The 23,022-nt window shown below is 65.0% G+C and carries 28 protein-coding genes and 1 tRNA gene; 16 read left to right on the top strand and 13 right to left on the bottom strand.

Annotation, left to right across the window (positions count from 1 at the left end; all coding sequences use genetic code 11):
* Positions 1 to 81: 81 nt before the first annotated feature.
* Positions 82 to 166 (top strand) — tRNA-Leu (locus C9E81_RS05450).
* Between the two features lie 109 nt (positions 167 to 275).
* Here the strand turns inward: C9E81_RS05450 and C9E81_RS05445 are convergent.
* Entirely contained in the window at positions 276 to 1,934 is a 1,659-nt protein-coding gene (locus C9E81_RS05445) for an NAD+ synthase (RefSeq protein WP_122111806.1), read from the bottom strand.
* A 122-nt stretch (positions 1,935 to 2,056) separates the two neighbouring features.
* Between C9E81_RS05445 and C9E81_RS05440 the strand changes: the two genes are divergently transcribed.
* Complete coding sequence (locus tag C9E81_RS05440) at positions 2,057 to 3,535, top strand: 2-isopropylmalate synthase (RefSeq protein ID WP_243698562.1); 1,479 nt, start codon at positions 2,057 to 2,059, stop codon at positions 3,533 to 3,535.
* 108 nt (positions 3,536 to 3,643) lie between these two features.
* Here C9E81_RS05440 and C9E81_RS05435 read toward each other — a convergent pair whose 3' ends face one another.
* Genes C9E81_RS05435 through C9E81_RS05400 form a run of 8 tightly spaced genes read right to left on the bottom strand, consistent with a single transcriptional unit; the run spans position 3,644 to position 10,309 of the window.
* Entirely contained in the window at positions 3,644 to 4,561 is a 918-nt protein-coding gene (locus tag C9E81_RS05435; RefSeq protein ID WP_122111311.1) for an aminotransferase class IV, read from the bottom strand.
* Between the two features lie 15 nt (positions 4,562 to 4,576).
* On the bottom strand, positions 4,577 to 5,749 hold the full coding sequence (locus C9E81_RS05430) for a BatD family protein (RefSeq protein ID WP_122111310.1): 1,173 nt from the start codon (positions 5,747 to 5,749) through the stop codon (positions 4,577 to 4,579).
* Positions 5,743 to 6,360: a hypothetical protein gene (locus C9E81_RS05425; protein ID WP_122111309.1), complete on the bottom strand. Its 618-nt coding sequence runs from the start codon at positions 6,358 to 6,360 to the stop codon at positions 5,743 to 5,745. The genes C9E81_RS05430 and C9E81_RS05425 overlap by 7 nt, the downstream gene beginning before the upstream one ends.
* The gene (locus C9E81_RS05420) at positions 6,357 to 7,259 is read right to left on the bottom strand and encodes a vWA domain-containing protein (protein ID WP_122111308.1); all 903 of its coding nucleotides are present in this window, start codon (positions 7,257 to 7,259) and stop codon (positions 6,357 to 6,359) included. The genes C9E81_RS05425 and C9E81_RS05420 overlap by 4 nt, the downstream gene beginning before the upstream one ends.
* Positions 7,247 to 8,197: a VWA domain-containing protein gene (locus C9E81_RS05415; RefSeq protein WP_122111307.1), complete on the bottom strand. Its 951-nt coding sequence runs from the start codon at positions 8,195 to 8,197 to the stop codon at positions 7,247 to 7,249. The genes C9E81_RS05420 and C9E81_RS05415 overlap by 13 nt, the downstream gene beginning before the upstream one ends.
* On the bottom strand, positions 8,194 to 8,532 hold the full coding sequence (locus tag C9E81_RS05410) for a hypothetical protein (protein WP_122111306.1): 339 nt from the start codon (positions 8,530 to 8,532) through the stop codon (positions 8,194 to 8,196). Before C9E81_RS05410 ends, C9E81_RS05415 begins: the two co-directional genes overlap by 4 nt.
* Positions 8,529 to 9,356: a DUF58 domain-containing protein gene (locus tag C9E81_RS05405; protein WP_243698525.1), complete on the bottom strand. Its 828-nt coding sequence runs from the start codon at positions 9,354 to 9,356 to the stop codon at positions 8,529 to 8,531. The genes C9E81_RS05410 and C9E81_RS05405 overlap by 4 nt, the downstream gene beginning before the upstream one ends.
* Complete coding sequence (locus C9E81_RS05400) at positions 9,353 to 10,309, bottom strand: AAA family ATPase (RefSeq protein WP_122111304.1); 957 nt, start codon at positions 10,307 to 10,309, stop codon at positions 9,353 to 9,355. The genes C9E81_RS05405 and C9E81_RS05400 overlap by 4 nt, the downstream gene beginning before the upstream one ends.
* Positions 10,310 to 10,501: 192 nt before the next feature.
* Here C9E81_RS05400 and C9E81_RS05395 point away from each other — a divergent pair, with 192 nt between their 5' ends.
* The 8 genes from C9E81_RS05395 (at position 10,502) to C9E81_RS05360 (ending at position 15,459) form a co-directional block, all read left to right on the top strand.
* Positions 10,502 to 11,116: a ribonuclease D gene (locus tag C9E81_RS05395; protein WP_122111303.1), complete on the top strand. Its 615-nt coding sequence runs from the start codon at positions 10,502 to 10,504 to the stop codon at positions 11,114 to 11,116.
* Positions 11,117 to 11,125: 9 nt separating this feature from the next.
* Positions 11,126 to 12,070 (top strand): KpsF/GutQ family sugar-phosphate isomerase, encoded by a 945-nt coding sequence (locus C9E81_RS05390; RefSeq protein WP_425010614.1) that lies wholly within the window; start codon positions 11,126 to 11,128, stop codon positions 12,068 to 12,070.
* A 4-nt stretch (positions 12,071 to 12,074) separates the two neighbouring features.
* On the top strand, positions 12,075 to 12,650 hold the full coding sequence (locus C9E81_RS05385) for a hypothetical protein (protein WP_147457562.1): 576 nt from the start codon (positions 12,075 to 12,077) through the stop codon (positions 12,648 to 12,650).
* Positions 12,651 to 12,671: 21 nt separating this feature from the next.
* A complete protein-coding gene (gene lptA / locus C9E81_RS05380; RefSeq protein ID WP_208021115.1) occupies positions 12,672 to 13,148 on the top strand; it encodes a lipopolysaccharide transport periplasmic protein LptA in 477 nt (158 codons plus the stop codon).
* Complete coding sequence (gene lptB, locus C9E81_RS05375) at positions 13,148 to 13,897, top strand: LPS export ABC transporter ATP-binding protein (RefSeq protein ID WP_122111299.1); 750 nt, start codon at positions 13,148 to 13,150, stop codon at positions 13,895 to 13,897. The genes lptA and lptB overlap by 1 nt, the downstream gene beginning before the upstream one ends.
* Positions 13,898 to 14,086: 189 nt before the next feature.
* Positions 14,087 to 14,662 (top strand): ribosome hibernation-promoting factor, HPF/YfiA family, encoded by a 576-nt coding sequence (gene hpf / locus C9E81_RS05370; protein WP_122111298.1) that lies wholly within the window; start codon positions 14,087 to 14,089, stop codon positions 14,660 to 14,662.
* Between the two features lie 82 nt (positions 14,663 to 14,744).
* Entirely contained in the window at positions 14,745 to 15,209 is a 465-nt protein-coding gene (locus tag C9E81_RS05365) for a PTS sugar transporter subunit IIA (protein WP_122111297.1), read from the top strand.
* 61 nt (positions 15,210 to 15,270) lie between these two features.
* A complete protein-coding gene (locus C9E81_RS05360) occupies positions 15,271 to 15,459 on the top strand; it encodes a hypothetical protein (RefSeq protein ID WP_122111296.1) in 189 nt (62 codons plus the stop codon).
* Positions 15,460 to 15,483: 24 nt separating this feature from the next.
* Here C9E81_RS05360 and C9E81_RS05355 read toward each other — a convergent pair whose 3' ends face one another.
* Together C9E81_RS05355 and C9E81_RS05350 are read right to left on the bottom strand one after the other, a co-directional pair.
* On the bottom strand, positions 15,484 to 15,882 hold the full coding sequence (locus C9E81_RS05355; RefSeq protein ID WP_122111295.1) for a VOC family protein: 399 nt from the start codon (positions 15,880 to 15,882) through the stop codon (positions 15,484 to 15,486).
* The gene (locus C9E81_RS05350; protein ID WP_122111294.1) at positions 15,879 to 16,748 is read right to left on the bottom strand and encodes a branched-chain amino acid aminotransferase; all 870 of its coding nucleotides are present in this window, start codon (positions 16,746 to 16,748) and stop codon (positions 15,879 to 15,881) included. The genes C9E81_RS05355 and C9E81_RS05350 overlap by 4 nt, the downstream gene beginning before the upstream one ends.
* Before the next feature lie 156 nt (positions 16,749 to 16,904).
* On the opposite strand from C9E81_RS05350, the gene C9E81_RS05345 reads away from it, so the two are divergent.
* The 3 genes from C9E81_RS05345 to C9E81_RS05335 are packed head-to-tail and all read left to right on the top strand — an operon-like array spanning position 16,905 to position 19,007.
* Complete coding sequence (locus tag C9E81_RS05345) at positions 16,905 to 17,471, top strand: MarR family winged helix-turn-helix transcriptional regulator (protein ID WP_243698524.1); 567 nt, start codon at positions 16,905 to 16,907, stop codon at positions 17,469 to 17,471.
* On the top strand, positions 17,434 to 18,141 hold the full coding sequence (locus C9E81_RS05340; protein WP_122111293.1) for a response regulator: 708 nt from the start codon (positions 17,434 to 17,436) through the stop codon (positions 18,139 to 18,141). The genes C9E81_RS05345 and C9E81_RS05340 overlap by 38 nt, the downstream gene beginning before the upstream one ends.
* A 38-nt stretch (positions 18,142 to 18,179) precedes the next feature.
* Positions 18,180 to 19,007: a uracil-DNA glycosylase gene (locus C9E81_RS05335; RefSeq protein WP_122111292.1), complete on the top strand. Its 828-nt coding sequence runs from the start codon at positions 18,180 to 18,182 to the stop codon at positions 19,005 to 19,007.
* An 80-nt stretch (positions 19,008 to 19,087) separates the two neighbouring features.
* On the opposite strand, the gene C9E81_RS05330 is transcribed toward C9E81_RS05335, so the two are convergent.
* Positions 19,088 to 19,876, bottom strand: a complete 789-nt coding sequence (locus tag C9E81_RS05330) for a protein-disulfide reductase DsbD domain-containing protein (protein WP_243698523.1) — start codon at positions 19,874 to 19,876, stop codon at positions 19,088 to 19,090.
* A gap of 115 nt (positions 19,877 to 19,991) precedes the next feature.
* Between C9E81_RS05330 and C9E81_RS05325 the strand changes: the two genes are divergently transcribed.
* Positions 19,992 to 20,582: a YqgE/AlgH family protein gene (locus tag C9E81_RS05325; protein WP_122111290.1), complete on the top strand. Its 591-nt coding sequence runs from the start codon at positions 19,992 to 19,994 to the stop codon at positions 20,580 to 20,582.
* Between the two features lie 52 nt (positions 20,583 to 20,634).
* Here the strand turns inward: C9E81_RS05325 and map are convergent, their stop codons facing one another.
* Complete coding sequence (gene map / locus C9E81_RS05320; RefSeq protein ID WP_122111289.1) at positions 20,635 to 21,435, bottom strand: type I methionyl aminopeptidase; 801 nt, start codon at positions 21,433 to 21,435, stop codon at positions 20,635 to 20,637.
* Positions 21,436 to 21,536: 101 nt separating this feature from the next.
* On the opposite strand from map, the gene C9E81_RS05315 reads away from it, so the two are divergent.
* A complete protein-coding gene (locus C9E81_RS05315) occupies positions 21,537 to 22,277 on the top strand; it encodes a competence/damage-inducible protein A (protein ID WP_122111288.1) in 741 nt (246 codons plus the stop codon).
* The gene (locus C9E81_RS05310; protein ID WP_122111287.1) at positions 22,277 to 22,993 is read left to right on the top strand and encodes a GNAT family N-acetyltransferase; all 717 of its coding nucleotides are present in this window, start codon (positions 22,277 to 22,279) and stop codon (positions 22,991 to 22,993) included. Before C9E81_RS05315 ends, C9E81_RS05310 begins: the two co-directional genes overlap by 1 nt.
* Positions 22,994 to 23,022: the final 29 nt, after the last annotated feature.

Raw genomic sequence — 23,022 nt, 5'->3', positions numbered from 1 at the left:
CTTTTCGCGGGGGCATTTTTTTTGCGAACATCCCATTGACGACCCTGCCGACTGGTTATAGTTACCCCGCTCACACCACCTGCCCAGGTGGCGGAATTGGTAGACGCGCACGGTTCAGGTCCGTGTGCCGCAAGGCGTGGAGGTTCGAGTCCTCTCCTGGGCACCAAATAAAAAGCCGCGTTTTCAGACTGTTGTCTGGACGCGGTTTTTTTGTTGCGCTTTTTAATGAGGACGCCGCCGCAGCTATTGGCCGGCGGCGCCTATCCGGATCTCCTCTACAACTCGTCGCGCCAGCGATTGACCAGCGGATAGCGGCGGTCCAGCCAGAAGGCCTTGGTCGAGATGCGCGGGCCGGGCGCTGCCTGATAGCGTTTCCACTCGCTGATATAGAGCAGTTTCTCGACATGCCGCACGGTCTCGGCGTCGAAACCCTGTTCGACCAGGTCCTTGAGCGCCAGATCCTTCTCGACCAGCCCTTCGAGAATCGCGTCCAGAACCTCGTAGGGGGGTAACGAATCCTCGTCCTTCTGATCGGGGCGCAACTCGGCCGAGGGCGGTTTGGAGATGATCTGCGGCGGGATCACCTCGCCCTCGGGACCCTTCATCCACGGGCGGTGATTGGCGTTGCGCCAGCGGCAGGTCTCGAAGACGCGGGTCTTGTAGAGATCCTTGATCGGGTTATAGCCGCCCGCCATGTCGCCATAGATCGTCGCATAGCCCACGGCGACCTCGGATTTGTTGCCGGTGGTCAGCAGCATCTCGCCGAACTTGTTCGACAGCGCCATCAGAATCACCCCGCGCAGGCGGGACTGGATGTTTTCCTCGGTCGTGTCGGGGCTCGTGCCTTCCATCAGATGCGCCAGCGCGCCTTCGACTGCATCGCGGGCGCCGTCGATTCGGACCGTATCCAGCCGCGCGCCCAACCGGTTGGCGCAATCGGCGGCATCGTCGAGGCTCGCCTGCGAGGTATATTCCGACGGCAGCATGACGCAGCGGACATTCCCGGGGCCGATGGCATCAGCGGCGATCGTGGCGACCAGAGCCGAATCGACGCCGCCGGACAGGCCGAGAACCACCTTGGAAAAGCCTGATTTGCGCAGGTATTCGCGCAGGCCCAGCATCATCGCGTGATAATCCTGCTCCCACGCGTCGGGCTGCGGGGCCATTTCGCCGGGCTCGGCCTGCCAGCCGTCCTCGCCTCGGATGAAATCGACATGCGCAATGGCTTCCTCGAAGACCGGAAGCTGCACGACCTTCCTGCCACCCGGATTCAGCACGAAGCTTGCGCCGTCATAAAGCTGGTCGTCCTGACCGCCGACAAGGTTGACATAGACCAGCGGCAACCCGGTCTCGACCACCCGCCCGACCATATGGCCCATACGCAGGTCCAGCTTTTCGCGGTGATAGGGCGAGCCATTCGGCACGATCAGGATCTCGGCCCCGGTCTCGGCCAGCGTTTCGGCGACATCCGGATACCAGCTATCCTCGCAGATCGGAGAACCGATGCGCGCCGCGCCGACCGGGTAAGGGCCGCTGATCGGGCCGCTGTCGAACAGGCGCAGCTCGTCGAATAACTGCTTGTAGGGCAGGTGATGCTTGAGGACGCGGGCAATCAGCTTGCCGCCCCTGAAGATCCAATAGGCGTTATAAAGCCTGTCCCCGTCGCGCCATGGGCCGCCGATGCCGATGGCGGGGCCGTCCGAACAGGCCGCACCGACCTCCTGGATTGCCGCCACAGCCTGCTCGGTGAAGGCGGGTTTCAGCACCAGGTCCTGCGTCTGGTAGCCGGTGATGAACATCTCGGGCAGGGCCAGCATGTCGGCTCCGGCCTCTTTCGCCGTGGCCCATGCCTCGCGGGCCTTGGCGGCGTTGCCGGGCAGATCGCCCACGGTGGCGTTCAACTGGCCGATGGTCAGGCGGAAGCGGTCGGTCATGGTCATGCCCCTGTTATCTCGGTTCCGTGATAGGGGAAGGCGGCGGAAAGGAAAAGTCGGGCTTTGCGCGAGGCGGGCGCTTGCGGTAGACCATGGGGCAAAAGACAAGGGCAAGGGCGATGATGGCGGCAAGGAAAGCGGGCGTGTTCGCGCTGATTCTGGCGATCTCGACGGCGGTGGCCGCGGCGGATGCGCAGGTCATAACCAAGGAATATGACGATGGCGGCGTCTACGAAGGCACGTTCCGGAATGGCCGCCAGCATGGGCAGGGCACCTATACGCTGCCCAGTGGCTATAAATACGAAGGCGATTGGGTGGATGGCGAAATCATGGGGCAAGGCACGGCGACCTTCCCCAACGGCTCGGTCTATGTCGGGCATTTCGCCAAGGGCAAGCCGGACGGCAAGGGCAAGATCACCTATGCCGATGGCAGCACCTATGAGGGAGACTGGATCGCCGGAGAGATCACCGGCGGGGGAGAGGCGCGTTACGCCAATGGCAGCGTCTACAAAGGGCAGTTCGTCAAGGGATTGCATCAGGGCAAGGGCGTGCTGACCCAGCCCAACGGCTATCGCTACGAGGGCGAGTGGAACGCCAATGTCAAGGAAGGCACCGGCAAGATCACCTATCCCGACGGCGCGGTTTACCAGGGTGGAATGCTGGCCGGTCAGCCGGCGGGCAAGGGCAAGCTGACCATGCCTGACGGAATGACCTATGACGGTGTCTGGGCAGCGGGCCAGATGTCGGGCACCGGAGTGCTCACGCAGCCGTCGGGGGATCGTTACGAAGGCGAGATGCGGCAGGGCAAGCGCGAAGGGAAGGGCATTGCCACCTATGCCAATGGCGACGTGTATGACGGGCAGTTCGTGAATGATCGCCGGCATGGGCAGGGGACATTCACCGGCAAGGACGGCTATGTCTATACCGGGCAATGGGTCGAGGGCCGGATGGAGGGAAGAGGGCAGATCACCTATCCCGATGGCTCGGTCTATGCCGGCCAGATGAAGGACGATCGCCCGAACGGAACCGGCAAGATCACCTATCCGGATGGTGCGACCTATGAAGGGCAGTGGAAGGATGGCGTGATCGACGGCGATGGCAAGGCCACCTATGCCAATGGCATGGTCTACGAAGGCGGCTTCAGGAACGCCCGGAACCATGGGCAAGGCCGGATGTCCTATCCCGACGGCTATGTCTATACCGGCGCCTGGCAGGATGGGCAGCGCCATGGCGAAGGGCAGGCGACCTATCCCGACGGGACGGTCTATACCGGCGGCTTCGTCGACGGTCTGCGCGAAGGGCAGGGCAAGCTGACCACGCCGGATGGCTTTGTCTATGAAGGCGGCTGGAAGGAGGGCGAGATCGATGGCACCGGGGTCGCCACCTATGCAAATGGCGACCGTTACGAGGGGCATTTCGTGGCGGGCAAGCGTCAGGGGCAGGGTGTCATGCGTTATGCGACGGGGCAGGTTGCCTCGGGCGAATGGCAGGACAATCGCCTGATCGAGGCCGATGCAGGACCGGCAGAAGGTATCCCGCAGGATGACGAAGGCGCACAGGCGCCCGACCTGCCCGGCGAGGCCCCGGCGAATGGCGGCTGACCTGCTGCGGATCGGTTCCGCCTGACCGGCGGGCCGGCGTGGTAAGGCCGGGATTGAATATCCGGACCGGAATGCTGCCGGCGACGCCGACTTATTGCATCCGGCAGGTCATTCCCGTGACCGGGCCTCGACATCGTTCCAGTAGATGCGGGCCAGTTCGCGGGTCAACGGGCCGGGTTTGCCCTCGCCGATCTGGTGGCCGTCGATCGCCGAAACCGGAGTGACGCCGCCAAGGGTTCCGGTCAGGAAGGCCTCGTCCGCCGAATAGCATTGCGCCAGCGTGAAATCCTTTTCGGCCGCAGGTCCAAGATGCTCGCCGAACAGCCGGAACACATGTCCCCGCGTGATCCCGTTGAAACTGTAGAGCCCGCGCGAGGTCCATAGCTCTCCCTTGCGGATGATGAAGAAATTCGTCGAGTTGCAGCTTGCGACGAAGCCCATCGGGTCCAGCATCAGCGCCTCGTCCGCACCCGCCGCAATGGCCTGTGTCAACGCCCGGATGAGGTTCAGCCGCGAATGCGAGTTCAGGTGCAGGTCGAAGACATCCGGGGTCGAGCAGCGGAAAGTCGAGGTGAACAGCCGCAATCCGCTATCGGCGAATTCGGTGCGCGGGCGCTTGATCTCGGCGACGATGACCACCGTCGCGCCGCCAATGGTGAAGCGGGGATCCTGGTTGGGCGTGGATTTGCGTCCCCGGGTGATCATCAGCCGGATATGGGTATCGGTGGTAAAGCCGTTCTTGGCGCAGGTCTCCATGATCGCCCGTGTCACCTCGTCCCGGCTCATGCCGATATCGAGGCTGATCGAGCGCGCGCCCTCGAACAGCCGGTCAAGATGCGCATCCAGCGACAGCAGCTTGCCATTGACCAGCCGCAGCCCCTCCCACACGCCATCGCCCAGCACGAAACCCGCGTCGAAAACCGATACCACGGCGCGGTCGCGATGGACGAAATCGCCGTTCACATAGATCAGCGCATCGTCGTTGCGCGGATCCCCGTCATAGCTCTGTGCGCTGGTATAGGCCATTTTCGTCCCTGTCCTTCATTCATGTCGTGACCGGGCCATCTTACGAAATGCGGCGAGCCACGCCAGCGGATCGAATCCCGGCGGCGGCGAGGCCGCGTAGAGCTGCCGATCCAGTTCTGAAAAGCCCCGCGCGGGCAGGCCCAGCCAGTGCAGATGCCGCTCGGCCGCCGCGCGCAGGCTGGCCAGGTCATTACGTCTCGCCGCCTCCCGCATCCCGCGCGCATGTGGCGATGGCAGGTGCCGGCGCAGGCGCATCAGGAGCAACCGGCGCTGCATCGGGGCACGGCGCCAGAGCAGCAGGAGCAGGCCGCCAAGGAACGAAGCCAGCAACACGGCGGCGGAGATCACGCCGTTACCTGCGCCGGCCTCATCCACTGCCCCGAAATTCGATCCAAAGCCCGCGAAGCCAAAGGGGATCGGATCGAGCGGGGCAATCTCGATACGGCGATTCGCGGTGTCGAACCACGGGAAACCGGTGCCGGGCAGGATGGCGGGTTCGCCCGTATGTGGCCGCAACTGCCATTCCCAGACAACGCGGGCGAGCGGGCCCTGATCGGTCATCACCGTTTCGCGCTGTTCGGGGGCGGTAAAGCTGATCATCCATGGCTGGCGCAGGTCGGGGCGCGGAGGCAGGTAATGCGCCAGCGTGCCCTCTGCCTCGATGGTGACGCGGCGGGTCAGGACCTCGTTCTGCTTCAACTGCCCGGGGCTGGCGGACAATTCATCCGTCAGCACCAGCTTGCGCGCGGAAAGGGGACGGTATTCGCCGGGAAACGGCTTGACGTTCAGCGTGACGGCAGGGGCGGTGACCTCGGCTACAGCACGCTTTCCATCCCCGCTGACATAGGTCAGGCGATGCGTGACCGGGCCGATCCTGACCGGCCCGTCCCGGCTTGGGAAAACAGCTACCTTCCGCTCGAATATCTGCAGCAGGCGGCCGTTCACGCGCTCCTTGTGCCAATCGTCGCGGGCGATCTGGATCCAGTCGTAATCGGGAGAGTTGGGGAAGATCATCTCTTCCAGCGAGACGGTCAGGTCATATTCGCCGCGGATCGTCAATTCCACCATCTCCGAGACGACGGGATTGCCGTGATCATGCAGGATTCGCAGCTTCGTGTCGCCCTGCGCGCCAGCAAGGCCGGTCAAGGCCAGCCAGAGGATCAGCGGCAGCAGAAAACGGCTCACCATGGATCGGCCTCCTTCGGACGGATCAGGCCAAGCTGGGCGCGGCGCTCGTATTCGGCGCGGATGCGCAGGCGCAGGAACTCGCCGGGATCGTCGGAAATGGTTTCCAGCCACTCATCGGTTGCGGCGATCCCCCTGCGGTCAAGTTGCCGGTCCCATTTCGGACCCGAGGCATTGGCCAGCAATCTGGTCTCGACGGGCTCGTTCGACATCCGGCCTCCGGCCCCGGCCAACCGGCCCGGCGCGATGCTATCGCCGCGCGGGGGCGGGAACATCAAGGCCACCAGGTCCCGATTGGCGCGAGCCTGGGCATCGGCCGGATTGGCGAAAAGCATGGCGTCGAAATAGGCCACCGACAGCGGGTAATCCCCGGTCGCGGCAAGGCTGAGCCCGCGATTATAGGTCTGCGACCGTCCCGCCTCGGCAAAGGCCTTGTCGGCTGCGGCATGGCTGCCGATGCGATATAAGGCGACGCCCCGCGCCGCCGGATCTGTCAGCAGGCGCGCGGCCATGCCATCCCATCCGATGCGCAGCGCCAGCCGTCCCATCGCCTCGGGTCCGGCTGTGGCCAGCGCCGCCAATGCGGCGGCAAGAACGATCAACGGCGCCTTCATTTCCGCCTCCGCAGCATGATCAGCAGTGGCAGAAGGGCGAAAGCGGCAAGGAACGGACCGAGATCGCGATATTGCAGCGCCACCAGCACCGGATCGCGAACCGCTGCTCCGGGCCGGTCCAGCCCCGCCGCCAGCCGGGTCATCTGCTCGGCAGGCAACGCCTCGCCACCGCCGCGGACAAGCCGCTTCAGCGCATCATCGGGCGCGGGCGGTGCTTCGGGCGCTGTCGCCGAAATGCGCAGCGCCGAGATGCGCACCCCCTGACCGGCCAGCCGCGAGGCCTCCGCCTCTGCCTGCGCGTCCACGCCGCCGCCATCCGAGATCAGGATCAGGTCGGCCCGGCGCATCTTGTCGAGCAGTTTTCCCGCCATTCCGAGCGCATCGGCGGGCCGGCTGCCGGGATTGGGCAGGGTGTCGGGCTCCAGCACGGCGATTTGCGTTTCCAGCGTGGCGGTATCGGCAGTGGGCGCCGCGACGGTATAGGCTTCGCCACCATAGAGGATCATTCCGACCGGACGGCCCGCCAGCGCCTGCAACAGCCCCGCCGCCGCGACCTGTGCCTCGGCAAGGCCGGGGCCTTTTGCGACGGACGGGGACAGGTCGATGGCGATGATGACCGCATCGGTCTGGGCCAGCACCGGCGCATCGCGGCGCGGTAGCGCGGGGCCGGTCAGTCCCAGTATCAGCGCGAATATGGCAAAGGGTGCCAGCATCCGCTGCCAGGCCGGCTGCCGCCCGCCAAGGGCTTCGAGCGCGATCATGGCTTGCAGCATCTGGCGCGGCATGACCCGCTGCCAGCCTCCCGCATCGGGTGTTCGCCGCAGGATCCAAAGCACCAGCAAGAGCAGGGGCAGGAGGGATAACAGCCACCAGGGCCGCAACAGGATCAGCCCGCCCATCCCCGCCTCCTGACGGCAAGAAGGGTCAGGCATGCCAGCGCCATCGCGGCAGGCCAGATCCAGAGCGATTTCCAATAGCGCATCGGCGGGCGCGAGGACGGGTTGGGCTCCAGCCGGTCCAACGTGCCGGCCATGCGCTGCAGGTCCTCGGTGGTTCGGACGCGGAAACTTTCGCCCCCGGCAGCTGCCGCGATGTCGCGCAGGGTCGCCACGTCAACGGCGTCGCGGGCGGCGGGCTGGTTCTCCAGGTCCTCGGGGCCGAGCGCGATCGAATGGATCCGGATGCCGTGATCGGCTGCCAGCTTTGCCGCCTCGATGGCCGGGACGTTGCCCGAGGTGTCCACCCCGTCCGACAGCAGCACGATCACCCGTGTCTGCGCCTCGCTGCGGGCCAGCCGCTTGGTCGCCAGCCCCAGCCCGTCGGAAATTGCGGTGCCGCGTCCGGATATGCCGATCTGCGCCTCTTCGATGGCGCGGGCGACGGCATCCACGTCAAAGGTCAGGGGCGAGGCGAAATAGGCCCGTTCGCCAAAGATCACCAGCCCGATCCGGTCGCCGCGCCGCGCCGCCACGAAGGCAGAGGCGGTGCGCTTGACCGCCTCGAGCCGCGAGACCGGCTGATCGTCCAGCCGGAAATCCTCTTTCATCATGCTGCCCGACAGGTCCAGCGCCAGCACGATATCACGCCCCGATGCGGGGATGATGTCGCTAATGGCTTCGGCTCGTGGCCCCGCCATGGCGATCACCAGCATGATCCATGCCAGTGCAACCAACCAAGGTCCCTGCCTGATGCGCGGGTTCCCTTCGGCGCGGGCGACCCGGTCCAGATGGGCGGGCAGGATCAGCGCCGGACGCCGGATGGCCAATGGCGGGGTCAGGCGGCGGATCAGCAGCGGCAGCGGCAACAGGATCAATATCCAGGGCAGCGCGAAACTCATCCCCGCCTCCGGCTACGCAGGGCGATGCGTTCGATCTCGGCATCCGCCGGAGCGTGGGCTTCGCCATAGGCGGCGGGGCGCAGGCGCTCGGGCAGGTGGCCGAGGATGCGGGCGATGGCGAGGATACGCTCTTGCGCGGGCAGACCTCTCGTCGCCCGGATACGTGCCCGGCGCGAGGGACGGCGCGCAAGCCATGGCGACAGCAGCGCATAGAGGATCAGCGCCGCCAGCAGACCAAGCCCCGCCAGCCCCAGGGCCTCGCGCCAGCCCAGTATCGCCATGTCGGCGGGCAGGCGGGACGGGGCGAGAGCGGCGAGCATTTCCTCATGCGTCACGGCTGCACCTCTGCGGGGATCGCGCCAAGGACGCGCAACCGGTCGCTGTCGTCGGACAGATCGGGAACCGACAGCCGGGCAAGACGGCTGGCACGGCCATCGCTGACCGCCAGAACGCCGCTCGGAGCGATGCATTCGATCTCGTCCAGGATCAGCGCGACGGTGAGCTTGCGGCGGCGGGCAAGGCGCGACAATGCGGCCTCTGCCGATTGCCACCCACCCGGAGCGGTCGCCAGCAGAACCCGCCCGCCCGCGGGGGCGAGACGGGCGGCATGGGCTAGCGCCTCGGTCAGCGAAGGCGTGCCGGGATCGGTCAATGCGCGGTCATGCTGATGGGCCAGCAGCCGGGAAACGCTGGCCATATGCGCGTCGCCGGTGGCCGGGGCCAGTTCCGCCAGCCCGGCGCCCGAAACGGTCAGCCCCGCCACCGACCCTCCGCGCAGCGCCGCCTGCCATCCCGCCCGCGCGAGATGCCGGGCCGCCCGAACGGAGCGCAGCGCCGTCCCGGTGCCCCACAGCATCGGGGCGCGGAAATCGGCGATCAGCAGGGTGGTGTCGTCACGATCCTCGTGCAGGCTGCGGATATGCGGTTGGCCGGTGCGGGCCGTGGCGGCGGGGTCCAGCCGCCTTGGATCGTCACCCGCGACATAGGCGCGGATTTCGCGCAGGTCCATGCCCGATCCCTCCAGCCGCGCCGGAGCCACGCCGGGACGGCGCGTGGCGGGGCGATGGCGGCCCGGTCCCCGTATCTCGTCACGCAGCGCCAGCAACTCCTCTGCCGTCAACCGGATTCCCGGGACATCCGGCAGAGCGGCCAGAGTCACCAAGGCCGCACCTCGCGCAGGATGTCGGCGACAAGGGACCGTCCGCTGCGGCCTTCGCTGACGGCCTGCCATGCGGGAACCATGCGATGCGCAAGGGCGTCGGCCGCCAGTGCCTCGGCATCCTCGGGCAGGCCGTGATCGCGGCCATGCAGCCATGCCCGCGCCCGCACTCCGGCCGCCAGCGCTAGCGATCCGCGCGGCGAGACCGGATGCTCGATCCATTCGGCCACCGCGCCGCCCGGTCGCGTGGCCATCACCAGCCGCACGATGAAATCCTTGAGCGCCGGGGCTAGATGCACCTGCGCCACCTCGGCTTGCGCCTGCGACAGCTCTTCGGGCGTCACAGCCGTTGCCGCGACAGGGGGCGATTGCCCCTCGGCCTCGACCAGATCGAGGATGGCGCGTTCGGCCTCGGCCCCCGGCAGGTCCAGCCGCAGATGCAGAAGGAAGCGGTCAAGCTGCGCCTCGGGCAACGGAAATGTTCCCTCGTGCTCGATCGGGTTCTGCGTGGCCACGACCATGAAGGGATCGGGCAGGGGGCGGGTGGTGCCGCCGGTTGTCACCTGCCGCTCGGCCATCGCCTCCAGCAGCGCCGATTGCACCTTGGGCGGGGCGCGGTTGATCTCGTCCACCAGCACGAGGCTGTGAAAGATCGGACCGGCCATGAAATCGAAACCGCCGGTCTCGGGCCGGAAAACCTGCGTGCCGGTCAGATCCGAGGGCAGCAGGTCGGGCGTGCATTGAATGCGCGCATGACTGCCGGGCAGATGCGCGGCCAGTTGCTTGACTGCGCGGGTCTTGGCGATTCCGGGCGGTCCCTCGATCAGCACATGCCCGCCGGAAAGCAGCGCAATCAGCAACCGCTCGACAAGGAGCTCATGGCCGATCAGCGTGGCCCCGACCTCGGCCCCCAATCGCGCGACGGCGTGGGCTTCATGCGATAATTCGTTCATCGCCTCCTCCCAAGGGTGAACATGCACAGTCTGCAAGGAGTCGCGTCGCGGCGCCACCCCGTCTAAAGTCGGAGATGAAAACGGCGATTGTCGCGCAAAACCCGCCTGCCGGGCGAATTTGACTGGATCGCAGCGACAGTTTCTGGTCTGTGGGGCCAAAAGTTTTGATGCAGATATCAGGCAGAAGAAGCGATGAGTATACATCTTTATCAGAATGACCTTCCCGATGACGTGGATCTCGGGCAGGTGGTGGCCATCGACACCGAGACCATGGGGCTGGATCCGCGCCGCGACCGGCTGTGCCTGGTGCAGATGTCGTCGGGCGATGGCGATGCGCATCTGGTCCAGATCGAGCGGGGCCAGACCGAGGCACCCAACCTCGCCCGCATGCTGACAGATCCCAAGGTTCTGAAACTGTTCCATTTCGGACGTTTCGACATCGCCGCGCTGGAAAACGCCTTCGGAATTGTCACATCGCCCGTCTGGTGCACCAAGATCGCCTCCAAGCTGGTGCGGACCTTTACCGACCGGCACGGGCTGAAATACCTGCTGAACGAACTGGTTGATGTCGATATCAGCAAGCAGCAGCAGACCAGTGACTGGGGCGCCGAGGATCTTTCCGACGCGCAGCTGGAATATGCCGCCTCGGACGTTCTTTACCTGCATAAGCTGAAAGAGGCGCTGGAGGAACGTTTGCGGCGCGAGAATCGTTTGGGACTTGCGCAAGCCTGTTTCGATTTCCTTCCGGCGCGGGCCCATCTGGATTTGCTGGGCTGGGGGGATGAAAAAGACATCTTCCACCATTAGATGACCGCAATGAACGCATATCTCGATACCGCCGCCCGGGTGATCCGCACCGAGGCAGAGGCGCTTGAACTTCTTGCAGCAAGCCTTGGGCCGGAGTTCCGGCAGGCCATCGACCTGATCCTCGGGGCATCGGGGCGGGTGATCGTGTCCGGCATGGGCAAGTCCGGCCATATCGCCCGCAAGATCGCGGCGACGCTGGCCTCGACCGGGACGCCCGCGCAATTCGTCCACCCCGCCGAGGCCAGTCATGGCGATCTGGGGATGGTGACCAGGGCCGATGTGGCGCTGGTGCTTTCGAACAGCGGCGAGACGCCGGAACTCGCCGACCTGATCGCGCATACCCGCCGGTTCCGGATCCCCCTGATCGGGGTGGCCTCGCGTCCGGGCTCGACCCTGCTGCGGCAGGCCGATGTGGCATTGGTCCTGCCCGCCGCCGAGGAGGCCTGCGGCAACGGGATCGTGCCGACGACTTCGACGACGATGACGCTGGCGCTTGGCGATGCGCTGGCCATTGCCCTGATGGAGCATCGCGAATTCACTCCCGAGCATTTCCGGACCTTCCATCCGGGGGGCAAGCTGGGTGCGCGGCTGGCCAAGGTCGGGGACCTGATGCATGCCGACATGCCGCTGGTGTCCGAGGACGACCCGATGACCGAGGCCTTGCTGGTCATCAGCCAGAAGGGCTATGGCGTGACCGGCGTGACCGATTCCGGCGGGCGGCTGGTCGGGATCATCACCGATGGCGACCTGAGGCGGCATATGGACGGCTTGCTGGATCACAAGGCGGCCGAGGTGATGACCAGCAATCCGCGGGTCATCGAACCCGATGCGCTGGCCGAGGCGGCGCTGGCCGAGATGCAGTCGCGCAAGATCACCTGCCTGTTCGCGGTGGACGGGGGCAGACCGCAGGGAATCCTGCATATCCATGACTGCCTGCGCGCCGGCATGGTCTGAGCAGATGAGTCGCACCCGCATCGTTCGCTGGCTGCGTGTGCTGTTGCCGCTGCTGGCGCTGGCCGTCCTGTCGACGATGTTCCTGTTCTCGGGCGAATCCGACACCGAGCCCGAGATCCCCTATGCCGAGGTCGATGCGGAGCGGATGGCACGCGAGCCGCGCATGGTCGCCCCTGAATATTCGGGCGTGACGGATGACGGGGCCGAATTGTCGCTTCGCGCCTCCGAGGCCAGCCCGAAGCAGGACCGGGGCGGCGAGGCAAGCGAGCTGCAACTGGACATGCATCGCAAGGATGGGCTGACCGCGCAGGTGACCGCCCCCGCAGGAGGGTTGGACAATGGCGAGATCACCTTGCGGGGCGGCGTCCGCATGACCACCTCCACCGGCTGGTCCCTGCAGGCCGAGCAGATCGACGCCGCGACGGACCGGTCGCATATTTCGGCGCAGGAAGGTGTGGACGCCGTCGCGCCTTTCGGCGAGATTACCGCCGGGGCGATGGAATTGCATGCCGTGCCGGAAAAGGACGGCGCGGCGGTCTTGAATTTTACCGATGGCGTCCGTCTGATATACCGGCCCTGATTTCTGCGAAGGAACATGCCCATGCTGCGTCCCCTGATTACTGCCTTGACCTTGCTGGCGATGCCGGCGATGGCGCAGGAGGTTGGCTTCGGGGGCCTCAAGGCGGACGTCTCGGCTCCGGTCGAGGTGGCGGCCGACAGTCTCGCGGTCGAACAGGATAGCGGCCGCGCGGTATTCACCGGCAATGTCGTGATCGGGCAGGGCGAGATGCGGCTGTCGGCGGATGAGGTGACGGTCGAATATGCCGATGCCGGGCAAAGCCGGATCAAGTCGCTTCATGCCAAAGGGGAGGTGACGCTGGTCAGCGGCGAGGATGCGGCAGAGGCCGCCGAGGCGACCTATGACGTCGAATCCGGGCATGTGACGTTGATCGGCGACGTGGTCATGACACAGGGCCGGAATGTGCTGACCGGAGACCGGATGCAGGTTGACCTGGCTTCGGGCACGGCCAGGGTCGATGGACGGGTCCGCTCGATTCTCCAGCCGGGCGAGAACTGATGCAAGAGACGGAAACGCATGCGGGCGATGGCCTGACGGTCAGGAACCTGCGCAAGTCCTATCGCAACCGCCTGGTGATCCGGGATGTCTCGGTGAGGCTTAAGCGTGGCGAGGTCGTCGCCCTGCTGGGCCCCAACGGCTCGGGCAAGACCACCTGCTTTTACTGCATTGCCGGGCTGGTCTCGCCCGATGCCGGGCAGGTGATGATCGACGGGCAGGATGCGACACAGCTGCCGATGTTCCGGCGTGCGCGCATGGGGATCGGCTATCTGCCGCAGGAGATGTCGATCTTCCGCGGCCTCACGGTCGAGCAGAATATCATGGCGGTGCTGGAGGTGACGCTGGACGATCCGCGTCACCGGCGCGACCGGCTGGAGGAATTGCTGGCCGATTTCTCGATCACCCATCTGCGGGGCGCTCCGGCGCTGGCCTTGTCGGGCGGCGAACGCCGCCGGGTCGAGATCGCGCGCTGCCTGGCATCTGCGCCGAGTTTCCTTCTGCTGGACGAACCCTTCGCGGGCGTGGACCCCATCGCCGTGGGCGAGATACGTGAACTGGTGCATGATCTAAAATCGCGCGGCATCGGGGTCCTGATCACCGATCACAATGTCCGTGAGACGCTGGCGATCGTCGATCGCGCATATATCCTGCATGACGGTCATGTGCTTATGTCGGGAACAACCTCGGAAATCATCGCCGATGCGAAAGTCCGCGAGGTTTACCTGGGCGACAGCTTTCACGTCGGCTGACCGCGGCAGGAGATTGCGGGAATTTCCATTCTCTATCGCTCTTTCCGTTGACAGAGGCGATCCGCTGTCACCAAATTGAGATATGCGGGTGCGGTATAATGCCGTGCCCCGCCATACCCGTTTACCGCCGCGCGCCGGTGCCTGAACGGACCGGCGCTGGCAGAAACGGGCAACCGGAGAGGAAAGAAGATGCGCTTTACCATCAGCGGAAAACATATTGACGTCGGCGATGCCCTGAGCACGCATGTCGAGACGGAATTGGGCGACACGGTCGTCAAGTATTCGCAGCGCCCGACCGATGCGACAGTCACCTTTTCCCGCGATGCGCATCAGTTCCTGTGTGATGCGGTCGTGCATCTGTCCACCGGCCTGACGGTGCAGGCGCGCGGCGCGGCCAACGAGATCTATGCCGCGTTCGAGGCTTGCCGCGAAAGGATGGACAAGCAGTTGCGCCGCTACAAGCGGCGGTTGAAGGATCACCACAAGGATCGCACGGGACCGGTTGAATTCGGCGAGGCTGGGATGTATGTGCTTTCCGCCGACGAAGATGTTTGGGAATCGCAGGGCAGTGGCTTGGAACCCATCATCATCGCGGAGATGGAAAGCCGCGTTCCGACCCTGTCGGTGGGTGACGCGGTGATGCAGATGGAACTGGCCGGGGCGCCTCTGTTGGTGTTCCGCAATGAAAAACATGGCGGCGTCAACGTCGTCCACCGCCGGGAAGACGGCAATGTGGGCTGGATTGATCCGCGTGGCAACGGGTAATCCGTCGCGCACCGCCTTTCGGACGGAACCGTTCCCGGCCAATGGCTGGCGGGGACGGTCAGCGCAGGAAAGAAACGACTGAATGCAACTCAGTGAGATTCTCGGGCCGGGAGCTGTTCGTTCCCTCGGGCAAGTGACATCCAAGAAGAGGCTGTTTCAGGAACTGGCCGATCTGGCCCATGCCGAATACCGGCTGAACGCATCCGAGGTGCTTGACGCGCTGCAGGAACGCGAAAGCCTGGGGCCCACCGGCGTGGGGCAGGGTGTGGCCTTGCCGCATGCCAGGCTGCATGGGCTGGACAGGGTCGTGGGGCTGTTCCTGCGGCTGGACAAACCGCTGGATTTCGACGCGGTGGACCGCAAACCTGTCGATCTGGTTTTCGCCCTGCTCGCGCCGGAATCGGGTGGGGTCGATCATCTCAAGGCCCTTGCACTCGTGTCGCGCACATTGCGGGATTCAGATCTGCGGGCCAAGCTGCGCGCCAATGACAGCCCGACGGCGCTGCATGCCGTTCTCGCAGCCGCGCAGGGGATCAAGGCGGCCTGATTTTGAAACGAAGCGATTCGGCCCTATAGTAACGGCTCATCCACCTGAGGAGGGGCCGAAGATGAACAAGCACATCAGCGACCAACCCCGCAGCCACAGCCACCAGCGGTTGCGCGAATACACAAGGCAGGAGCGCGAGGCGGGCACACATCCGTCTGTCGCAGTGCTGCACAGCCGTCCGCTGACCCGCGGTGCCGAGAACCGCAAGACCGCCGAGTATCTGCGTATCGAACGCGGCCGGGAGGTATGATTCCCCCGGCCGGGTGACAGCGCGTCACCCGGCCCCTGGCCGTTCGATCAGGTCCCAGAGATTGCCATACAGGTCCTCGAATACGGCGACGGTACCGTAATCGGCGGTCTTTGGCTCGCGGACGATCCTGACCCCGTTCTCGCGCAATCTGTCCAGATCGGCCGACAGGTCGTCGGTATCCAGAAACAGGAATACGCGGCCACCGGATTGTGCCCCGATGGCCGCGCGCTGGATGTCATTCGCGGCACGGGCCAGCAGGATCGAGGCGCCTCCGCCGGAGGGCTGCACCAGCACCCATCTCTTGTCCTGCTCCGGCTGATGGATATCCTCCAGCAGCCGGAAGCCCAGCACGTCCACGTAGAACCGGATCGCCTCGTCGTAATCGCGCACCACCAGCGCGATATGGGCGAGGCGATGGCTCATGAGCGGACCAGCTTCTCGTAATCCTCGGCGATTCCGCGCGTGGTCTGGCCGACCTGGAAATGCCAGTCGCCGATCTGCCCGACCGGGGTGACCTCGGCAGCCGTGCCGGTCAGGAAGCATTCCTGGAAACCTTCCAGCTCCTCGGGCTTGATGCGGCGCTCATGCACCGCGATTCCCTTGTCCTTCAGAATCTGGATGATGGTCTGCCGGGTAAGCCCGTTCAGGAAGCGGTCGGCCAGAGGCGTATGCACCTCGCCATCCTTGACGAAGAAGATATTCGCGCCGGTCGCCTCGGCCACATACCCCTCCCAGTCCATGAACAGCGCGTCAGAACAGCCCTTGGCTTCGGCGGCATGCTTGGACATGGTGCAGATCATGTAAAGGCCGGCGGCCTTGGCGGCGGTGGGGATGGTTTCCGGGCTTGGGCGCTTCCACTTGGCGACATCCAGCTTGGCGCCCTGCCATTTCGCGTCGCCGTAATAGCTGCCCCATTCCCATGCGCAGATCGCCATACGGACCGGGTTGCGCTTGGCCGATACGCCCATATCCTCGCCCGAGCCCCTCCATGCGACCGCGCGCACATAGGCGTTTTCGAAACCGTTGGCTTTCAGCACGGCTTCCTTGGCGGCGTCGATCTCGTCGGCGGAATAGGGAATCGGCATGTCCAGCAGGCGGCCCGATTCGATCAGCCGCAGCGAATGCTCGTGCCCCTTGAAGATCTTGCCGTCATAGCAGCGCTCGCCCTCGAATACCGAACTTGCGTAATGCAGCGCATGGGTCAGGATATGCACCTTCGCGTCGCGCCAGTCTATGAGTTCGCCATCCATCCAGATTTTGCCGTCGCGATCGTCATATGCCGCCGTCATTTTTCTCTCCATCAATCCCGGACTTTTCAGATCTTGCGCAAAATAGCCCGGAATCGGCTAATTTCTTGCGTAAGATGCTTGACGGCTAGCAATCGAATCTTGGAAAGTCAACAAGGCTGCCCTATCAAGCCGGGAAATGCAGAGAAAGGGAGAGGGATGCAGCAGAAAATACGGATGCCGGGCATGATCGGTGAGGACCTGCTGTTTCTGACGGATGATCAGCTTCGCCGCGGCATCGAGGCGATGTTCTTCGCCTATCGCGCCTTCACCGCCGATCCCGACCTGATTCTGGCCGAGCTGGATTACGGCCGCGCCCATCACCGCGCCGTGCATTTCATCAACCGCGATCCGGGGCTGACGGTAACATCGCTGCTGGCGGTGCTTGGGGTAACCAAGCAATCCCTGAATCGGGTGCTGCGCACCTTGATTGAGGATGAACTTGTCGAAAGCCGGGTAGGCCGCCGTGACCGCCGCGAGAGGCAGCTTTACCTGACCGAGAAGGGCGCCATTCTCGAGCGCCGCCTGTCCGAGGCTCAGCGCGCGCGGATGCGTGCCGCCTATCGCAATGCCGGCCCGCAGGCGGTGGCGGGGTTCCGGCAGGTTCTGGAAGCGATGATGGACCCCGAGACGCGGGCGCAGTATCAGGCATTGAAAGACTTGCCCGAAGATCGGAAAGAGCCCGCCAATGAGCAGCCAAGACGCACATATTCTGATCGTCGATGACGATGAGCGCATACGCAGCCTGCTAAGCCGGTTCCTGCGCAGGAACGGTTTCCTTGTCAGCTGCGCGCGCGATGCCGCCCAGGCTCGCAGGTTGCTGGCAGGGCTGGAATTCGATCTGGTCGTCCTGGACGTGATGATGCCCGGCGAGGATGGTTTCTCACTCACCCGGTTCCTGCGTGAACGAAGCGATATGCCGGTTCTGCTGTTGACCGCGAAGGGCGAGACGGAGGATCGTATCACCGGGCTGGAAAGCGGTGCGGATGATTACCTGCCCAAGCCTTTCGAGCCGCGTGAATTGCTGTTGCGGATCGCGGCGATCCTGCGCCGGGTTCCGGTTGCCGAGATGGCGCAGCCCAAATTCCTGACATTGGGAATGCTGCGCTACGATACCGAGAAGGCAGAGCTCTGGCAGGGTGACTCTCCGCTGCGCCTGACCGGGACCGAGCAGGCCCTGCTGCGACGGCTGGCCGCGACCCCGGGCCAGCCGGTAAGCCGGACCGAGCTGATCGAGGATCTGGGACGGGGCGGCAGCGGCGAGGAATCCGAGAATTCGGAACGTGCCATCGATGTGCAGATGACCCGCCTGCGCCGCAAGATCGAGCCCGACCCGAAAGAGCCGCGCTTTCTGCAGACCGTGCGCGGCGCAGGATACATGCTGGTCACCGACTGACGCTTGCCTGCGGGCGGTGGCGGGCCTAGCTTGGCGGCATGGACGGAAATCTCACATATCAGGGAATCGGGCTGGACGCCGCAACCGCGCTGGCGCTGCTGGAATGGCAGGCCGAGATGGGGGCCGAAGAACCGATCCTGGACAATACGGTGGATCGGTTCGAACTGGCCGCGCGGCCAAAGCCGGTGATGCCGGAGATATCCCTGTCGCAGGTCAAGGCGCCAGCGGCTCTCTCTGCTACGCCCGATGATCCATCGGCGCTGGTTGCCGAGGCCGAGGCTTTGGCCGCGTCGGCGGACAGTCTTGCGGCGCTGGCCTCGGTTCAGGAGGATTTCGACGGTATCGAACTGAAGAAGGGCGCGCGCAATTTCTGTTTCAGCGACGGCAATCCCAAGGCGCGGGTGCTGATCCTGGGGGAGGCCCCGGGCGATCAGGAGGATCGCGAAGGGCGGCCCTTTGTCGGTCGCGCGGGGCAATTGCTGAACCGGATGTTCGGGGCCATCGGGCTGGCCCGCGATGCGGTCGATGCGGAAAAGGCGCTTTATATCGTCAATGTGCTGACCTGGCGCCCGCCGGGCAACCGCGACCCGAGCCCCGACGAAATCGCCGTCAGCCTCCCCTTCGTGCGGCGGCATATCGAACTTGCCTCGCCGGACCTGATCGTGCTGATGGGCAATATTCCCTGTCAGGCAGCCCTGGGGCGGCGTGGCATCCTGCGGCTGCGCGGGCAATGGACAGAGGCGTTCGGCCGTCCGGCACTGCCAATGACGCATCCGGCCTATCTGTTGCGCAACCCGGCTGCCAAGCGCGAGGCATGGGCCGATCTTTTGTCCATCGCGGCTCGGTTGGAGACGGCTTCCGCATGAAACCGGACTAGTCCGGACCGGCTCGGGCTCGGTCTGTGGTATCCGGCAACTTGTCGAATAGCGGCAATGCCGGAAACCTCTCAGCCGCCAAAGGCGGCGGTTTGCAGATCACAGCCTCGCATCTCGACCGCGCCATCCGTGCCGATCAGTGTGATCCGCAGATTGTCCACATCCAGATCGAACGGCTCGCCCGAAGGAGGAACGAAATCCGCGGTCGCGCGGATGTCCTGACCTTCGGCCTCAAGCGTCGCGGTAGAGACCCAGATATCGGGATGACCGTCCAGTTCCATCGCAGCGACATCGACCTCCTGCCGGGGTAGCAGCACGCTAAGCTGAATCCCGTCCTCGATCTCCCGCCTGGTGCAGGCGGGGGTGGCGGGAAGAGGTTCGGGCATCCGGCTCAATGCGGTTTCGATCACCGGGTCGGGGCGTTCACCCGCGGCGGGTGCCTGCAGGTCGAAATGGGCCGGCACGCAGATTTTCTCGCAAACCCCAAGGTCGATTCCAGCAGCCAGTTCGACGGGCCGGCCGGGATCGGCGGGTTTCGCCGTGAACGGCAGAACCAGCAGGTCATGATAGCCAAGCGTCAATTCGCCGCCGGAGCGGATCGCCTCCGGGGCGGGCCAGTGAAACGCGACCTCGGCAAGGTTTTCCGATTCCCGCCAGTCGAAGCTGGGCGGCAGACCGCTATCGCCGGGGTTGCGCCAATAGGTCTTCCATCCCGGTTCAAGCCGCAACTCAAGCGCAGAGACGCGATTGCCGTCCCCATCCGTCCAGCCGGGCAGGAGCCGGGCCGACACGACACCCGGAGGCAGTTGCTCGGCGGCGGCGGGAAGGACGGTCAGAGCGGTGCAGAGGGTCAGCGACATGGTTCGGATCATGGGGCGGGTTTAGCGACACTTGTATGATGAATGAAATCACTTTCACGCGGGGATCTTGCATCATCGCCCCGAAGCGCCGATCTTGGAGAGGCAAGGAGACCATATGAGCAGCAACCCCGAACAGTCCGAACCCGCAAACCTGACCGGCAAGGTTCTGATCGCCATGCCGGGAATGAATGATCCGCGTTTCCAGCGCTCGGTCGTGTTGATATGCGCGCATTCCGACGACGGGGCGATGGGGCTGGTGCTCAACCGGCCATTGCCCGAGATCGATTTCGGCGACCTGCTGGAACAACTGGAGATAGAGGCCGATAACGGTGCCCGCCGGATCGAGGTGCGCTTTGGCGGACCGGTCGAGCCCGGAAGGGGCTTCGTTCTGCACAACGTGCCCGAGCATGGCAATGATCCCGAGGGGCGGCTGCGGATTGGGCAAGGTCTGGCGATGACGACGACCCGCGACATTCTCGAGGACCTGGCGCATGGGAACGGCCCGGAATCGGCCGTTCTGGCACTGGGATACGCAGGCTGGGGGCCGGGGCAGCTTGAAGAGGAAATGCTGCAGAACGGCTGGCTGGTGGGTGACAGCGACGACGAGTTGGTCTTTGGCGCCGATAACGAGGTGAAATGGCATTTTGCGCTGCGAGCGCAAGGCATTGATCCGTCACTCTTGTCGGCTGCGGCGGGTCGCGCCTGACCGGCAATGGCCGGGCACGGCCGGATGCACGGGCGGGGTTCCCGAGCAGAGCTTAACGGGCTTCCGGGAAGAACAGGTCCGATGGTGTGAAGATCTCGAAACCGTCCGAGGTGACGCCGATCGAATGCTCGAACTGGGCCGACAGGGACTTGTCGCGGGTGACGGCGGTCCAGTCATCGGCCAGCGTCTTGGTCTCGGGACGGCCCAGATTGATCATCGGCTCGATGGTGAAGAACATGCCTTCCTCCAGCACCGGGCCCTTGCCGGCGCGTCCGAAATGCAGGACATTGGGCGGCGCGTGGAACACCCGCCCCAGCCCGTGACCGCAGAAATCCCGCACGACCGACATGCGATGCCCTTCGGCATAGGTCTGGATAGCGGCGCCGATATCGCCGAAGGTCGCACCGGGACGGACGGCCTCGATCCCCTTCATCAGTGAATCATGGGTCACCTGGATCAGCCTCTGCGCCTTGATCGACGGTTTTCCGGCCACATACATGCGGCTGGTGTCGCCATACCAGCCATCGACGATCACGGTGACGTCGATATTCAGGATATCGCCATTCTTCAGGCTTTTTTCGCTCGGAATACCGTGGCAGACGACATGGTTCACGCTGATGCAGCTTGCGTGCTGATAGCCGCGATAGCCGATCGTCGCCGAGGTGGCGCCAAGTTCCTCAACCCGGTTCCGGATGAAGTCGTCGAGGGCTCCGGTGGTCACGCCCGGTTCGACCAGCGGGCCGACCTCGTCGAGGATCCGCGAAGCCACCGCGCCTGCCTTGCGCATGCCTTCGAAATCCTGCGGGGCGTGAATGCGGATGCCTTCCCTGGTGATGCGGCTTTCTTCGTCCATCGGTTGTCCTTTCCTATGAGCGCATAGATAGTCGCACCGGCCTACTTGTTCCAGCCCCATGCACGGGCATAGAAGGGGATGGTAAAAAGAGGGGCAGGGCCATGCAATCAGACAATCCCACGGCAGCCATCCTGGTGATCGGCGATGAAATACTGTCGGGGCGCACGCGCGAGGGGAATGCGCATCATCTGGCCGGGGTGCTGGCGGCGACGGGGTTCGACCTGCGCGAGATGCGGATCGTGGCGGATGACCATGATCAGATCGTATCCGCGATCCGTGCCCTGGACAGCTCCCTGGGTGGCGCTTACGACCTGTTGTTCACCTCGGGCGGGATCGGGCCGACGCATGACGACATCACCGCCGATGCGGTGGCCGCCGCACATGGCACCACGGTCGAGATAAACCAGGAGGCGCGGGCGCTGCTGCAGGCACGCTGCGAGCGGATGGGAACCGAGCTGACGCCGAACCGGCTGCGGATGGCCCGGGTTCCGGTAGGGGCAACGCTGATCGACAACGCGGTATCGGCGGCACCGGGCTTTTCCATCGGCAGGACCCATGTGATGGCCGGTGTGCCAGAGGTGTTCCGTGGCATGGTCGACTGGCTGATCCCCCGGCTTCCCGGCGGCAGGCCCGCGCAATCGCTGACGGTGGAGGTGCGGCGCGGCGAGAGCGAGGTGGCCGAGGAATTGCAGGCTCTGGCCCGGGAATTTCCGGATCTGTCACTGGGCTCCTATCCGTTCCACGACGAAAGGGGCTGGGGCACGAATCTGGTCGTGCGCGGGCTCGATACCGGGCGCGTGGAATTCGCCATGTCCGAGCTCAGGCGGGTGCTGGGGCTGTGATGGACCCGGCGCTGGTACAGGCTTTCGAGGCAACATGGCCCGCTGCGGAATACGCGGATGCGGGCGGGTTCCGTGTCGGGCGTGGCCTGGGCGCGGGCGGGCGTGTCAGTTCGGCGCGGGCCCTGAGCGGCTGGAAGGATGGCGACATACCGGCAGCCGTCAGGAAACATCAGGAATGGGGGCAGCGCCCCCTGTTTCGCGCTCTGGATGACGATGACGAACTGGTCGCGGCGCTGGAGGCGCAAGGATTCCGGCGCGAAAACCCCACCGCGATCATGGAGATCGAAACCGCCGGGCTGACGGATCGGGACCTGCCGCCGGTGACGGCCTTTGCGGTCTGGCCGCCGATGGCCATTCAGCGCGATATCTGGACGGCAGGCAATATCGGGCCAGCCCGTCAGGCGGTGATGGAACGGGTGGAAATGCCCGTGACCTCGATCCTCGGGCGGATCGAGGACCGCGCCGCCGGAGCGGCATTTGCCGCCATCCATCAGGGCATCGCCATGGTGCATTGCGTGGAGGTCCTGCCCAGCTGGCAGCGCAAGGGATTGGCGGGCTGGATGATGCGGCAGGCGGCTTTCTGGGCGGCAGAAAACCGGGCGGAACGGATCGGGCTGGCGGTCAGCCGTGCGAACGGGGGGGCGATGGCGCTCTATCGCAGGCTCGGTTTCCGCGAAGTGGCCGGATACAGCTATTATGCCCGGCCCGGGGAATAGGGCCCGGCGGCCAGACCAGTTCAAGGACA

The organism is Paracoccus alkanivorans (assembly GCF_003697785.1).
In the GTDB taxonomy this organism is placed as follows: domain Bacteria; phylum Pseudomonadota; class Alphaproteobacteria; order Rhodobacterales; family Rhodobacteraceae; genus Paracoccus; species Paracoccus alkanivorans.
This window is presented reverse-complemented; position numbering and strand designations above follow the sequence as displayed.